General features: G+C 58.0%; 15 protein-coding genes. 10 read left to right on the top strand and 5 right to left on the bottom strand.

Annotation, left to right across the window (positions count from 1 at the left end; all coding sequences use genetic code 11):
* The first annotated feature begins 148 nt into the window (after positions 1-148).
* Positions 149-1,468, top strand: coding sequence for a M20/M25/M40 family metallo-hydrolase (locus MHX53_RS08155; RefSeq protein WP_239272101.1), 1,320 nt, complete (start codon positions 149-151; stop codon positions 1,466-1,468).
* On the opposite strand, the gene MHX53_RS08160 is transcribed toward MHX53_RS08155, so the two are convergent.
* Positions 1,452-2,369 carry a DMT family transporter gene (locus MHX53_RS08160; RefSeq protein ID WP_239272103.1) on the bottom strand — a complete coding sequence of 306 codons (918 nt, stop codon included), beginning with the start codon at positions 2,367-2,369 and terminating at the stop codon, positions 1,452-1,454. The two genes, MHX53_RS08155 and MHX53_RS08160, sit on opposite strands and share 17 nt — an antisense overlap.
* Positions 2,370-2,418: 49 nt before the next feature.
* Between MHX53_RS08160 and MHX53_RS08165 the strand changes: the two genes are divergently transcribed.
* The gene (locus MHX53_RS08165) at positions 2,419-3,054 is read left to right on the top strand and encodes a histidine phosphatase family protein (protein ID WP_239272105.1); all 636 of its coding nucleotides are present in this window, start codon (positions 2,419-2,421) and stop codon (positions 3,052-3,054) included.
* Positions 3,055-3,066: 12 nt separating this feature from the next.
* On the opposite strand, the gene MHX53_RS08170 is transcribed toward MHX53_RS08165, so the two are convergent.
* Positions 3,067-3,891, bottom strand: a complete 825-nt coding sequence (locus MHX53_RS08170) for an undecaprenyl-diphosphate phosphatase (protein WP_005884699.1) — start codon at positions 3,889-3,891, stop codon at positions 3,067-3,069.
* A 66-nt stretch (positions 3,892-3,957) separates the two neighbouring features.
* Here MHX53_RS08170 and MHX53_RS08175 point away from each other — a divergent pair, with 66 nt between their 5' ends.
* On the top strand, positions 3,958-4,854 hold the full coding sequence (locus tag MHX53_RS08175) for an aldo/keto reductase (RefSeq protein WP_239272107.1): 897 nt from the start codon (positions 3,958-3,960) through the stop codon (positions 4,852-4,854).
* A 25-nt stretch (positions 4,855-4,879) separates the two neighbouring features.
* On the opposite strand, the gene MHX53_RS08180 is transcribed toward MHX53_RS08175, so the two are convergent.
* Positions 4,880-5,206 (bottom strand): hypothetical protein, encoded by a 327-nt coding sequence (locus MHX53_RS08180; RefSeq protein ID WP_239272109.1) that lies wholly within the window; start codon positions 5,204-5,206, stop codon positions 4,880-4,882.
* A 37-nt stretch (positions 5,207-5,243) separates the two neighbouring features.
* Here MHX53_RS08180 and MHX53_RS08185 point away from each other — a divergent pair, with 37 nt between their 5' ends.
* From MHX53_RS08185 to MHX53_RS08200, 4 genes are read left to right on the top strand one after another with little or no spacing between them, the layout of a single operon-like run.
* The gene (locus MHX53_RS08185) at positions 5,244-5,807 is read left to right on the top strand and encodes a DUF3090 domain-containing protein (RefSeq protein ID WP_204514376.1); all 564 of its coding nucleotides are present in this window, start codon (positions 5,244-5,246) and stop codon (positions 5,805-5,807) included.
* Complete coding sequence (locus MHX53_RS08190; protein ID WP_239272111.1) at positions 5,808-6,584, top strand: SCO1664 family protein; 777 nt, start codon at positions 5,808-5,810, stop codon at positions 6,582-6,584. It abuts the gene before it with no gap.
* A gap of 57 nt (positions 6,585-6,641) precedes the next feature.
* Positions 6,642-7,877: a cysteine--1-D-myo-inosityl 2-amino-2-deoxy-alpha-D-glucopyranoside ligase gene (gene mshC / locus MHX53_RS08195; RefSeq protein WP_239272113.1), complete on the top strand. Its 1,236-nt coding sequence runs from the start codon at positions 6,642-6,644 to the stop codon at positions 7,875-7,877.
* On the top strand, positions 7,874-8,539 hold the full coding sequence (locus MHX53_RS08200) for an HAD family phosphatase (RefSeq protein ID WP_239272115.1): 666 nt from the start codon (positions 7,874-7,876) through the stop codon (positions 8,537-8,539). Before mshC ends, MHX53_RS08200 begins: the two co-directional genes overlap by 4 nt.
* On the opposite strand, the gene MHX53_RS08205 is transcribed toward MHX53_RS08200, so the two are convergent.
* On the bottom strand, positions 8,490-9,326 hold the full coding sequence (locus MHX53_RS08205; RefSeq protein WP_239272117.1) for a PD-(D/E)XK nuclease family protein: 837 nt from the start codon (positions 9,324-9,326) through the stop codon (positions 8,490-8,492). The genes MHX53_RS08200 and MHX53_RS08205 overlap by 50 nt on opposite strands.
* A 78-nt stretch (positions 9,327-9,404) precedes the next feature.
* Between MHX53_RS08205 and MHX53_RS08210 the strand changes: the two genes are divergently transcribed.
* Genes MHX53_RS08210 through arc form a run of 3 tightly spaced genes read left to right on the top strand, consistent with a single transcriptional unit; the run spans position 9,405 to position 13,167 of the window.
* Positions 9,405-10,559: a site-2 protease family protein gene (locus MHX53_RS08210; protein ID WP_204514371.1), complete on the top strand. Its 1,155-nt coding sequence runs from the start codon at positions 9,405-9,407 to the stop codon at positions 10,557-10,559.
* Between the two features lie 44 nt (positions 10,560-10,603).
* On the top strand, positions 10,604-11,620 hold the full coding sequence (locus MHX53_RS08215; protein ID WP_239272119.1) for a tRNA (adenine-N1)-methyltransferase: 1,017 nt from the start codon (positions 10,604-10,606) through the stop codon (positions 11,618-11,620).
* The gene (arc, locus tag MHX53_RS08220) at positions 11,617-13,167 is read left to right on the top strand and encodes a proteasome ATPase (RefSeq protein WP_239272121.1); all 1,551 of its coding nucleotides are present in this window, start codon (positions 11,617-11,619) and stop codon (positions 13,165-13,167) included. Before MHX53_RS08215 ends, arc begins: the two co-directional genes overlap by 4 nt.
* A gap of 3 nt (positions 13,168-13,170) precedes the next feature.
* On the opposite strand, the gene MHX53_RS08225 is transcribed toward arc, so the two are convergent.
* Entirely contained in the window at positions 13,171-13,554 is a 384-nt protein-coding gene (locus MHX53_RS08225; protein WP_239272123.1) for a DUF3054 domain-containing protein, read from the bottom strand.
* Between the last annotated feature and the right edge of the window lie 14 nt (positions 13,555-13,568).

Here is a 13,568-nt window from a genome sequence, read left to right on the forward strand (position 1 = left end):
GCGTTCTTTCAGCTTAGCGTTTGCGCGCTTGTGTCATCGCTGGTGACAGGTGAACTGGGGTGAAGAGAACATGAAGTTTGTTCAAACCACGAACACATCAACGTGTTTGGCGTTACGCTCCTACACTGATTTGGGGAAAGGAGTTTTTATGAGCGCGTTAGACAAAGTGTGCGATGAGGCGGCGTCAGAGGTCGTGCAGCTGTGCCAGGACCTGATCCGTTTTGACACCCAGAACTGGGGCGAAGGAAAGGCGAACCCTGAACGCATTGCCGCGGACTATATTGCCGAAAAGCTCGCCGAGGTGGGCGTCGAGTCCCAGATTTTCGAGTCCGCTCGGGGGCGGGCCAACCTGTTTGCGAGAATCCCGGGGAAGAACCCGGACCGCCCGGCGTTGGTTGTCCACGGCCACACAGACGTTGTTCCTGCTGACGCGTCCGAATGGAGCGTCGACCCGTTCGAAGCGGTCATTAAAGACGGGTGCGTGTGGGGTCGCGGTGCGGTTGACATGAAGGATATGGACGCCATGATCGTTGCCGGTGTTCGCGCTCTGGTGCGTAACAACGTTCAGCCGGACCGCGATCTGATCATCGCGTTCTTCGCTGATGAAGAAGCTGGTTCCACTTACGGTTCGCACTGGGTTGTGAAGAACCACCCCGAGGTGTTTGAAGGTGCCTCTGAAGCCATCTCCGAGGTGGGTGGATACTCGGTTGATATTCGCGGGCAGCGTGCGTACTTAGTACAAACTGCCGAGAAGGGAATGGAGTGGGTCCGCCTGACAGCCCACGGTAATGCGGGGCACGGTTCGCAGATTAACAACGACAACCCGGTGGTGAAGTTGGCGGCCGCGGTTGCCCGTATCGGTGAGCACGAGTGGCCTACCGAACCCCCTGCCGCAACCCGTGAACTTCTTGCTGGTGTATCCGAACTGACAGGCATTGAGAACACGGAAGCTAACCGCGACAAGCTTCTTGCAGAGCTGGGCTCAGCTTTGAAGTTCGTTGGGGCGACCTTTCAGACCACAGCAAACCCTACTGCGCTTGACGCTGGGTACAAGCACAACGTGATTCCTGGTCAGGCATCGGCACTCATCGACTGCCGTCCTTTGCCCGGGCGCAATGAAGACGCACTTTTGACCTTGAAGGAACTGGCTGGACCCGATGTTGTGGTCGAGCAAGTCATTTCGGGTGTGTCGCTTGAAACGCCGTTTGAGGGTGACTTGGTCGATCGGATGAAAGAGGCGATTGAAGCCGAAGATCCTGGCGCCACGGTTTTGCCGTACACGCTGTCTGGTGGAACCGACAACAAGGCATTGTCCGAACTTGGCATTACGGGCTATGGCTTTGCTCCGCTCAAACTGACAGGCGACTTGGACTTCCCAGCTATGTTCCACGGTGTCGACGAGCGCGTTCCCCTGGAAGCCTTGGACTTCGGCGCACGTACTCTTGTGAGGTTTATGGTTTCGGCTTAGTCCGTGCAGTAGACACGACCAGACTGCCGGTAGTCACTAAACCCAGCGACAGCAGGGTAAGCGGGCTTAAGGCAGTTTGGGCGTGTCCCGTCGCAATATCGATGACAACCGATGCCGTCATATTCCCAAGAAGGGTAATGATGGTCATGGTGAGCACACCTAAACCCTGGACCACAAACGCCGACATTCCGATCACAAAAACACCCAGGATCCCGCCGGTGAGCATCCACATTTCGTGCGTCTGCGGCAGAGCAGTCCACGAATAACCAATCGACACTAGCGCGATTGAAAACAGGCCCAAGTACGACGTACCCACCGCGAAGTTAATAAACGTCGCCGCCAGGGTGGATCCACTAATGACTCGGATGCGCCCGTTGACGGCCTGCTGAAGCGCAACCAGGGTGCCCACTCCAAAGGGAAAGAGGGGCCACCACCACGCGAACCCCAACGATGCGGAACCGGTCGCCGAGGCAGCGACTCCGGCCATGACAATGAGTACGCCTGCAACTCGTTGGACGGTAATCTTCTTCTTCCCGCCAGGGGGAACCCGGGTGGCATCGACCAGCAGACCACCCACCAACTGACCAGCAGTGATGGAAGTCGTAAAAATCGTCACCCCAATGACAGGGACCGAGACTGCTTGCGAGATGACCACGGTGCCACCTGCGACACCACCCAAGAACAACCAAAAGGGAATCAAACCCGAGAACAGGTAACCCACAACGGTGACGACACCTCGGCGGGCAGTACGACTACACGCCGTGATGATCGAGATCAAAACCAAGCCGATCGAGAACGACGCCGTAGCGGCCAGAACGCCGATTCCCACTTTCGAGGCCAAAGCACCGTTGACTAAGCCCTGCACAGCGATCGTTGCACCGACCATGAACGCGCCGCTCACAGCCAACCAACTGTTGCCCCTCACTGTGTAACCTCCGTAGTCTTAAGCCATGGTGACGATCATACTGTTGCGCCACGGTGAAAGCACAGCGAACGTGCAACGCGTTCTTGCTGGTCGCCTTGCGGGTGTTGAGCTCACTGACCGAGGTCGTGAGCAGGTGGCCAAGGTAGCTCAAGAGCTCCCGGGCATCGATGTGATCCGGCACTCTACGATCGACCGGTGCGTGGACACTGCGCGCATTGTTGCTTCAAACCGAATAATCGCCCAGAGCAGTGACGTCACTATTGAAGCAGACAGCCGGTTCGACGAAGTCGACTACGGCGAATGGTCCGGTCTAGCCCTCGATGATCTGCGCACACGCGCACACTGGGAGCGGGTCCAGCAGTCACCTCACACATTCGAGTTCCCTGGCGGTGAAGCGATGACCCACGTCCTTAACCGGGCAGTGGACGGACTCACGTCACTCATCAACGACCTCAGGCCGGGACAAACTGGACTCATCGTGTCCCACGGCGATGTCATAAAAGCGATGGTCGCTCATGCGGTTGGCGCGGGACTGAGTAACTTTCAACGCTTTGGGGTGCAGCCTGCCCAGTTTTGCGTGCTTCATGTACAGGGACAGACGATGACGCTGAGCCTGGGCGGAAGCAGAATATCTGGCACCACTTTGGGTGGCGAGTGCTAAAAGCACGGGCGTTTAAGCGCTCAGAACTCCTGTGCCCAACAGGACGAAGATCAGGATACCCAAGGCCACGCGGTACCACACGAACACTGCGAACGACTTGGTCTGAATGAACTTGAGGAATCCAACGATCACCGCGTAACCCACACCAAAGCTCACGATCGTCGCAACGGCCGTGGGGCCCCATCCCAAGGTGAGCGGTTCGTTGGCAGCCTTGGCCAGCGAGTACAGACCGGAGGCCATCACTGCTGGGATCGCAAGCAAGAACGAATAGCGAGCGGCAGCTTCACGCGTAAAGCCCATGAAACGCCCGGCCATGATCGTTCCACCCGAACGCGACACGCCGGGAATGAGCGCCAACGCTTGGGCGCCACCGTAGAGCAAACCTTGTCCCCAGGACATTTTGTCGAGCGTGTACTCCTTGCGACCCACGCGGTCGGCAAGGCCCAACAGCAGACCAAAGATGATGAGCATACTGCCCACGATCCACAGGCTTCGGAACGTCGTCTCGATCATGTCCTGGAACAGAAGGCCCAGCACGCCAATTGGGATCGACCCGATGATGACGAGCCAGCCCAGGCGAACGTCGGGGTCACGTCGGTCGTGCTTGCCCACCAGGGCTTTGAACCACTTGGAAATGATCCGAACGATGTCTTTCCAGAAGTACACCAGAACAGCGGTTTCAGTACCGATCTGGATGATCGCAGTGAAGAAGGCACCCGGTTCGCGACCCGGCATGAGGAACTCGCCCACTATACGCAAGTGCGCGGACGAGGAGATGGGTAGGAACTCCGTGAGTCCCTGCACAATTCCCATAATGATGGCGACGAGCCAGTCCATGAACACCCCTTTTCTTACACGACCAGGCGTTACACTACTCCGAAAATTCCGGTAACCTCAACACTTATGTTGCACAACCGTGTTGGTCAGTCTGGTTTCACTGTTTCGGACCTCACTCTTGGGACGTTTGAGTGGGGGAGCAGGGTCGATCAGGAAACGGCATTTGAGCTCATGTCAGCCTACGTTGATGCTGGTGGGACGCTGCTTGAACTGTCTGCGTGTACGTCGAGCGCCCACGCTCTTGTCGGTTCCATGAAAGTTCCCTCCACGTTGCGTGTGGCTGCTCGTGTCGGGATCGAGTCAATCGGTGGCGAACTGCAGATCAGCAACTCCCGCGCCGTCATCACGGAGCAGGTCGCACGGCTGCGCCAGACGCTGGGGCGTGACTGCGTGGACCTGGTGATCGTAGACGCCTTCGATCCGCACACACCGCTGACTGAAACCGCGCTGACCTTGCGTGACCTACAGGCCCGAGGTGAGATCGGCTATGTTGCTGTTGCTCACCACACAGCGTGGCAGGTTGCGCTCATGCGCGCCGAGGTGGACGTTGTGTGCGCGTTTACCGAACTTTCGTTGGTGAACCGTTCGGCTGAAGACGACATTGTGCCGGCGTGCGACTACATGGGTATGGGCGTTATCGCCGGGGCTGCCCTGGGGCGCGGTGTTCTCACGGGCCGGTACGCAACGGGAACGCCCGCAGATTCCCGCGCAGCCCACGATCTGCGACAGTACGTTGGCGCATACCTGGGACCGGATTACGAGCCGATTCTCAAAGGGGTGAGCAAAGCGGCCGAGGCGCTGGGCGTGCGACCCGTCGATATTGCGTTGGCGTGGAACCGTGGACTGGGCGTGTCCAGCTCGATCGTGGCCCCACGGGCGGTTCGACAGTTAACGGAGCTACTGGAGTCCGATCTAGTTCTGGAACCAGAAATTCGGGACGCGCTTTCGCAGATTTCGAGCTAAGCGACTACCGCCGAGCGACTACAGGTCAGCGGCGGTCGTCCTCGTCGTCATCCTCATCGTCTTCGTCGTAGTCGTCGTCATCATCGTCGAGGTCGTCATCGAAGTCGTCCATGTCGTACGCGTCGTCGTCATCGGCGATTGCGTCTTCTATGTCGTCGAACAGTTCAAGTGGAGTGACTTCGTCGAATGCGTTGTACAAGGCGTCTTCGTACACTTCAAAAGCGTCGGCGAGCGCCATGTACGTGGCCTCGACGCGGGCGTCGGTGTCAGAGGTGCGGTGCGCTGCGGCAGAGAAGTGTGCGCGGACTGCTGAGAGGAACTCTTCTAATGCAACTTCCGGTTCGAGGCTCATGGCTCCATCTTATACGCGAAAACGGTAGGCTAGGAATATGTCCGGCCACGTATTTGAGCACGATTCTCCCGACCGTTTCATTCCCGGCACAGTCGGCATGCCCGGGGGTCGTACTTTTTATCTCCAAGCGGTTTCCGACTCCACCATCACCTCGGTCTTGCTTGAAAAAGAGCAGGTGGAGATGCTCGGGGAGCGCATCAACGAACTTCTTGACACGGTGCGTTCCAAAAGCGTGGGCGAAAGTAACATCCCGGTCTCTGCGCTTCCGGACTACGTAGACAACTCGGGGCTGACCATGCCCGTTGACGCGGAATTCCGCGTCGGCACCATGAGCCTGGGGTGGGACACGCGCATTCACCGTCTGGTGGTCGAATGCTTCGAACTTTCGGAAGCAGACCGCGAAGCAGGGATTAGCGCGGAACCTCACGAAGACACCGAGCGTGACGTTCTGCGTGTCACCTTGGATGCTGTCCAGGCTCGTGAATTTGCCCGGCACGCCGAACTCGTTGTGAACGCCGGCCGTGCCGACTGCCCGTTCTGTTCACTTCCGTTGGATCCCGAGGGCCACGTGTGTCCGCGCGCAAACGGGGTCGCTCGCTGAGTGAGCGCCCAACAAGACATCGCCACGTGCCCGGCCACGGTTCTGGGTCTGATTCCCGAGGCGAGTAACGACACGTACCTCATCGTGCTCACCCCGCCCACGGGAGTGGCACTGAAAGCGGTCTATAAACCCAGCCAGGGTGAGGCGTTCTTGCAGGATTTTTCTGAGCTCGCCCGACGCGAAGTCGCCGCCTACCGGTTGAGCCACCTGAGCGGTCTTAGCTGTGTTCCCGAAACCATCATGCGCTCGGATCTGCCTCACGGCCCCGGATCGGTTCAGCTGTTTGTAGATTCGGCAGGGGATGATCCGGTTGTCGACGCGTGGCCCAGTGACCACGTGCCTGATAACGTTGCCCCGGTTTTTAGGGGGTACAACACTGACGGCGCCGAGGTCGTTGTGGGCCACGATTTACGCGACCGCCTTTTCGACATCGCTGTGTTCGATGTTATGGCCAATAACGCCGACCGTAAGGGAAGCCACGTGATAGACGGGTATCTGCCAGGTGAGCAGGAAGCGACTCTGTGGGCTATCGACAACGGTCTGAGCTTCCACCCCGAACCCAAACTCCGCACAGTCCTATGGGGTTTCGCTGGAACCCGGCTGGCACCTCGGCATCTTCAGGCGTGCGAACGCACGCTGGAACTTACCGCGGAAGACTTGGGAACAACCCAAACCGAAACACATGCGTTGCACGAACGAGCACGCGCTTTGTTGTCCGCCGGGACGTTTCCGTATCCGCCGGTTAACCGCACGCCGATTCCCTGGCCACCCCTCTAAAATCTCTAAAAAACTTGCGGGTGAGCACGGAGTTCGATCGAACGTTATGCTGGCTGTGTGAAATCTTGGACGCCACCACATGTTCCTGCCCTCGTGCGATCATGCGATCCACCTACCGTGTACTGCACAAGCGCGCGAGGACCACTACGCAAGTTGGTTCGTGGAGACGAAGCCAAACTGTACGTATGCGGTATTACCCCGTATGACGCCACCCACTTGGGCCACGCATCTACGTACGTCGCGTTCGACATTCTTCACCGAATGTGGATCGACGCGGGATACACTGTCACCTACGTGCAAAACATCACCGACGTTGACGACCCACTGTTGGAACGTGCCCAGGCAACGGGTGTTGACTGGCAAGAACTCGCACTCGAACAGATTGACCTCTTCCGCACAGACATGGAAGCATTGCGGGTTATTCCGCCCACGCACTACATCGGTGCAGTCGAAGCCATGGACTTGGTTGCGCGCAGTGTTGTGGAACTGCTTGACAAGGGTTTCGCATACAGCTTGGACAACGGAGACGTGTACTTCAGGGTCGATTCAAAGTACACGCCACCTTTCGGGTCAGTGTCGCATTATGACGAAGCCACCATGGCCAAATACTTCGCCGAACGCGGGGGAGACCCTGATGTTCCAGGAAAAGAAAACCCACTAGACCCACTGCTGTGGCGCGCAAAACGCGAAGGCGAACCGTCGTGGACCCCGGTCGGATTGCCAGCCGGACGCCCAGGGTGGCACATCGAATGTACCGCTATCGCTCAGGAGTACGCGGGCCTGCCGCTGCACGTTCAAGGTGGGGGCAACGACCTGGTGTTTCCGCACCACGAAATGGGTGCGGCTCACGCTGCCGCGTGGTTAGACACCCCACTTTCGCATTCGTACATGCACACCGGAATGGTGGGATACGAAGGCGAAAAAATGAGCAAGTCGCTGGGCAACCTGGTGCTGGTGTCACAGTTGCGCAAACAGGGTGTTGACCCCATGGCGATTCGACTCACGATTCTGGACCACCACTACCGGTCCGACTGGATGTACGACGACGCTGCCCTGGCTAAAGCGACCGAACGCTTAGAACAGTGGAAGCGCGCCGCCGAATGCGGTAGCCACGTGGTCTCGAAGGATGTCATCCGCGAGCTCCGCGAATGCCTGGCCGATGACCTAGACACCCCCACCGCGCTTTCCCTCATCGACGACTGGGCGGCGGCACGCGACCAGAACACGTCAGAAAGCGAATCGGAGGCCGTTGTGAAAGCGATCGATGCGTTGCTAGGAATCAAACTGGTATGAGCCTCAACTACGACGCTGTTCTGTGGGACATGGACGGAACGCTTGTCGACACAGAGCCGTACTGGATGGCTGCCGAGACTGAACTCATGGCGGCTCACGGACTCGAATGGACGCATGAACAAGCGATGCTCATGGTGGGCAATGAACTCACCACATCGGCCGACATCATGCGGTCATTCGGGTTGCCACTTGCCACCGACGAGGTCGTAAAGACGCTTTTGCGCGGTGTTATAGAACGGGTACGGGAAAGCATTCCGTTTCGGCCGGGAGCACAAGAACTGATCGGTTCACTTGCGGACGCGCACGTACCCATGGCACTTGTGACCATGTCGTACCGCCCGCTGGCTCAGGCGGTGGTCGACGGACTGCCGGAAGGCACTTTCCGAACGCTGATTACGGGCGACGAGGTCACCAAAGGGAAACCAGACCCGGAGCCTTATCTGACGGGTGCCTCGGCTCTCGACGTGGCACCCTCTGCGTGTATCGCGTTGGAAGATTCGGTACCGGGAATGGCCAGCGCCATCGCAGCGGGCACTTTGACTGTGGGCATCCCAAATCACGTGCCCTTGGAAGAACAGCCCGGAGCCGTTCTAGTGCAAACATTAAACGGGCTTAACGCGCAGTCCTTGGGAAATCTGGTTCAACCACTGCAACGTTCGTAATCTGGGGCGCTTCAGGTGCTTCATTGCCCCAGGCCGGGCACATGGTTTTGAAATAGCACCAGTTGCACAACGGTGACTTTTTGGGGCGCCAGTTGCCCGACTCAGCGCAGTTGGTGATGTCGTTCCAGACATCTGCAACTTGAAAAAACGTGCGCTCGATGTCCTGCATAGTGGGCTTGAGTTCTTTCACATGCCCGGAACCTAGATACATGAGTTGAAGTGTGTGAACGATCTCACCGGTGAGCATGTAGTGGACAAGCGCGTAGAAGCGCATTTGAAAATCGGCTTCCCCAGAGTACTGCGGTCTGGGAGCTTTGCCAGTCTTGTAGTCCACCAGACGTACCTCACCGCCAGACGCGCGGTCGACTCGGTCGATAAATCCGCGCAACTTCAAGCCACCCGGGAGTTCTGTTTGCACGAACTTTTCCCGAGCGTCAGGTTCGAGGTTTTGAGGGAGCTCTAGCGTGAAATAGGCGCGGACAAGCGACGCGGCCTCCGTAAAGAGCTTGTCGCGGTCAGTTTGCTGAGGGAAAAGATCTGAAACGTCGGAATTTTTCTGCGCAAGTGACGCATACGTGGGCTCGATGAGAGTGTTAGCGTGATCGAGCGTGCGTTCATGTGGCTGCACATCGAATAGCTGTTCAAGAACCGCGTGAACAAGGGTTCCTTTGAACGCGACTGCCGACGGCGGTTCTGGAATCTTGTCCACGCTTCGCAAGCGGAACTTCAGGGGACACGACACAAAATCGTTTGCCCGCGAGGGGGAAAGCGCAATGAGTTCAGCCATAAAACCACAATAACCACATCGAGCCACGCAGGTCTGAAATAGCACGCCCAGCGACCGTTGGGCCGTTAGGATAAAGCCATGCCACACGCCAAACAACAGGGAGCATCGAACGGCCTGATCATCGGCCGTTTTTTAGGCACCCCAATTATTCTGGCGTGGTCGTGGTTCGTTGCTGCAGCCGTCATCACCATGCTGTTCACGCCGTGGGTGCGTCACTTTAGCCCCGACTTGGGAATCGGTGCATGGTTTGTCGCGTTCACCTATGCGGTTCTGCTGTTTAGTTCAGTGTTCCTACACGAACTCGCACACGCGATTGCAGGAACGCTCACTGGGCAGAAGGTGGCTGCGATCGAACTCAACATTTGGGGTGGGTTCACGCGTTTTGAACCTCGTACAGACGACAACTCGTCCAGGGCTGCCACGCACAGTTTCATCATTTCGATCGTTGGCCCCTTTGTGAACATCGGGTTGGCTGCGCTGGGCTGGTGGGGAATGACTTCAACCCAGCAGGGCTCGGTCGTGTGGCTTTTGCTTTTAGCGTTTACGTTCGCAAACGCAGCACTCGGTTTCATCAACCTCCTCCCCGGAATCCCTTTGGACGGAGGTTGGGCCCTCCAAGCTCTCATCTGGCGCATCACGAGGTCCCAGTTCACCGGCACCATCATGGCCGCCCTCATCGGTCGGGTCATCGCAGTGCTCTTCATCGTGGGTGCGTTCGTGGGACCCCTGATCGCCGGCCGGAAACCGGACATCGTCACCATTATTTGGACCTCGGCGATTGCCATCATGCTGTGGTTCTCCGCTGCTGACGCTGCCAAACACGCGCAACGCGCACGGCGCATGGAAACCTACGACCTGAAGAAGGTCATCCAACCTGCAATCGCGGCTTCTTGGAACGCCAGCATCGATGCCACCCTGGAATATGCAGATTCGGTCGCCGGTCCGTCCACGATTGTGGTGATCCTCAACGAACGGGGACTGCCGTACGGACTGCTCGACCGTCACGCCGCAACGCAAGCGATCGTGACCAAGAACGCCTCCGATGACCTGGTACACAGCTACGCCCACCCGCTGGGCGGATGGATCGGTGTTCCGGGGGACATTACCGCTCCGCACTTGCTGGAGTCACTCACGCACCGCCCCAAAGCACAATTTTGCCTCGTCATGAAAGACAGCACACTTACCGGTGTTATTGACCTCCAGGAGTTCTTCGACGAATTGCTCCACGTATAGAACAGCTCAGCGGTCGCTTGCTAGGACACGCTAGAGTTGATGGGGTGACTTCAGAACAAGCGACAGGAGCCCAAGACCGCCGGGGAAACTTACGTGCCGGCGACAAAGTGCAATTGACCGACCCCAAAGGTCGGCTCCACACGATCATGTTGCAACCGGGCCATGTTTTCCACACTCATAAGGGGCAACTTTTTCACGACGACCTGATTGGCCAGCCAGAAGGCACGGTCATCGCCAACACGGCAGGCGTCGACTACCAAGTAGTCCGCCCTGTGTATGAGGACTTTGTGCTGTCGATGCCTCGCGGTGCAGCGGTGATCTACCCTAAAGACGCAGCACTCATTGTCACCCTTGGTGACATCTTCCCAGGTGCCACTGTGGTTGAAGCCGGAGTGGGCTCTGGTGCCCTCACGTTGGCTCTTTTGCGCGCTGTGGGAGACTCCGGCGTGGTTCACAGTTTTGAACGTCGCGAGGAGTTCGCTCAAATCGCCCGGGGAAATATCGAAGACTTTTTCGCCGGTCCCCACCCAGCATGGAAACTCAGCATTGGCGACCTCGCCCACGAATTGCCCAATGCTTACCAAACCGGAGAAGTCGACCGGATTGTCTTGGACATGCTCGCACCGTGGGAGTGTATCGACGCGGTTTCGCACGCTTTGCGCCCTGGAGGTGTAATCGTGTGTTACGTGGCCACGGTGCCACAGGTGTCGCGCACGGTGGAAGCTCTGAAAGAAAGCGGCCTCTACACCGAACCGCGAGCGCTCGAGAGCACAGTGCGTGATTGGCACGTAGAAGGGCTGGCCGTTCGCCCTGAGCACCGCATGATCGGGCACACAGGATTCCTGGTATTCGCGCGCCGTCTGGCACCTGGCACTACGCCGCTTGAAAAGAAGAAGCGCCCGCAGGGACAACAGCCGTCACAAGAAGACATTGACGCGTGGCAGTCTGGCGAAGTGACCGACGAGGCACTGGGAATCCCTAACACTACTGGTAAGAAGCTCCGCAGAGCCGCGCGAGAAGCGGGAAAGCGAGCCGGGATTATTGGTCAGGAGGAATCATGACAGAAGCTGAATTGCCCAAAGTGCGCAAGGAACTTGCGGGGCTGCGCCAGCAACTGTTCAACGCTGCGCAACGAAATGAAGCCCTGACGAAGACCCTGCGCCAAGCGCGTGACGAGCTTGAACGTATTCGCGCAGAAGCGAACGCTCTCACGGAACCGCCTAACTCATACGCCACGGTGATTCAGGCCGTCCCCGGTGAGAACCTCCGTTGTGACGTTCACTATGCCGGCCGCAAAATGCGGGTGGCGGTAGCGCCCGAGGTGGTTGCCGATGATCTGCAACCCGGGCGGACCGTGTTGCTGTCTGAAGGGCTCGTGGTTCTCAAAGCGCTGGATTTCCACGCCGCCGGAACCGTTGTCGCCGTACGCGAAGTTCTGGGCGACCGTGTCCTGGTGGGCGGGGTGAACGACGAAGAACAGATCTACACGCTGGCCACCCCGCTGCGCGAGATCACGATCCGTCCCGGCGACCACCTGCTGGTGGACTCAAAAACGCAATTCGCGTTCGAACAGATCGAAAAGCCTGAGTCGAACCAGTTGCTACTGGAAACCGTTCCGGATATTTCCTACAGCGACATTGGGGGATTGGACCACCAGATCGAAGAGATCCAGGACGCTGTTGAACTGCCGTTCGAACACCCGGAGCTCTACACGGAACACGGGCTCAAACCGCCTAAGGGAATTCTGCTGTACGGCCCTCCTGGGTGCGGTAAAACCCTCATTGCAAAGGCCGTGGCAAACTCCTTGGCCAAGCGCCGGAAAGATACCTCCACTCGCTCGTACTTCCTGAACATCAAGGGGCCAGAGCTCCTGGATAAGTTCGTGGGTGAAACCGAACGTCAGCTCCGCCAGATTTTTGCTCGGGCGCGAGAAAAAGCAACTGCGGGGTCGCCGGTCGTGGTGTTCTTCGACGAAATGGAATCGCTCTTCCGCACCCGCGGAACGGGTAAGTCCTCCGACGTCGAAACCACGGTTGTTCCTCAGCTGTTGGCCGAAATCGACGGTGTTGAAAAGCTCGAAAATGTCATCGTGGTGGGTGCGTCGAACCGCGAAGACCTCATCGACCCAGCGATCCTTCGTCCAGGGCGTCTCGACGTCAAAATCCGTATCGAGCGTCCTGACGAAAACGGCGCGAGGGATATTTTCAGCAAGTATCTGACTCCCGATCTGCCCATTCACACGGTAGACACGACGGCTCAGGACGCCGTGAACGATCTCATAGACCGGTGCGTAGAAACCATGTACGCGCGCACAGATGAAAACCGATTCGTCGAAGTGACCTACGTGTCTGGGAAGAAAGAGACGTTGTTCTTTGGTGACTTCATCTCCGGTGCCATGATTTCCAACGTGGTCGACCGCGCCAAGAAACACGCAATTAAGTCGCTGTTGTCAACGGGCGAACGCGGTATCACGTGGGAGCACCTCCACACGGCTATTCGCGAAGAATTCCGTGAACACGAAGACCTGCCCAACACGTCGAACCCCGACGAGTGGGCGCGGGTTTCCGGAAAGAAGGGTGAGCGGATCACTCACATGTCGATGTTCTGATACCTACCGGGCGCTTTTCCCCGCGAGTTGGCTGGCCAGCAAACGCCAGCCAACCAAGGTGAAAAGGTTGACGCCCGAGGCGACCAGAATGAACGGGCCGGCGGTGCCTTCGCCCAGAATGATCCGGATGATCATTCCCACCAAGACCGTTGTCGCCCAGATCCCTACGCCCGTGCGAAGTGGCGCAAGAGGAGCAGTCCACACAGCGTTGGCCAACCAAGCGATCGCGAGCGCTGCCATAAACGGCCACGCGGTGCGCAGAATCCCAGAGAACTCCAGGTTCTGGGCGTGTGTGTAGTAGCCCACGACGGCAAAAAGACACACGAGCACGGCATCGGTGACTAGGGTGATAAGAAGATGAGACGTTGATTTTCGTGACACGCTCATAGTGTAGTTGCGAG

Source organism: Brevibacterium sp. ACRRH (genome assembly GCF_022346365.1).
GTDB classification, from domain to species: Bacteria; Actinomycetota; Actinomycetes; order Actinomycetales; family Brevibacteriaceae; genus Brevibacterium; species Brevibacterium paucivorans.

Coding starts and splice junctions, on each gene's coding strand:
- MHX53_RS08155 (WP_239272101.1), top strand. CDS start 149: ATGAGCGCGTTAGACAAAGTGTGCGATGAGGCGGCGTCAGAGGTCGTG.
- MHX53_RS08165 (WP_239272105.1), top strand. CDS start 2,419: ATGGTGACGATCATACTGTTGCGCCACGGTGAAAGCACAGCGAACGTG.
- MHX53_RS08170 (WP_005884699.1), bottom strand. CDS start 3,891: ATGGACTGGCTCGTCGCCATCATTATGGGAATTGTGCAGGGACTCACG.
- MHX53_RS08175 (WP_239272107.1), top strand. CDS start 3,958: ATGTTGCACAACCGTGTTGGTCAGTCTGGTTTCACTGTTTCGGACCTC.
- MHX53_RS08180 (WP_239272109.1), bottom strand. CDS start 5,206: ATGAGCCTCGAACCGGAAGTTGCATTAGAAGAGTTCCTCTCAGCAGTC.
- MHX53_RS08185 (WP_204514376.1), top strand. CDS start 5,244: ATGTCCGGCCACGTATTTGAGCACGATTCTCCCGACCGTTTCATTCCC.
- MHX53_RS08200 (WP_239272115.1), top strand. CDS start 7,874: ATGAGCCTCAACTACGACGCTGTTCTGTGGGACATGGACGGAACGCTT.
- MHX53_RS08205 (WP_239272117.1), bottom strand. CDS start 9,326: ATGGCTGAACTCATTGCGCTTTCCCCCTCGCGGGCAAACGATTTTGTG.
- MHX53_RS08210 (WP_204514371.1), top strand. CDS start 9,405: ATGCCACACGCCAAACAACAGGGAGCATCGAACGGCCTGATCATCGGC.
- arc (WP_239272121.1), top strand. CDS start 11,617: ATGACAGAAGCTGAATTGCCCAAAGTGCGCAAGGAACTTGCGGGGCTG.
- MHX53_RS08225 (WP_239272123.1), bottom strand. CDS start 13,554: ATGAGCGTGTCACGAAAATCAACGTCTCATCTTCTTATCACCCTAGTC.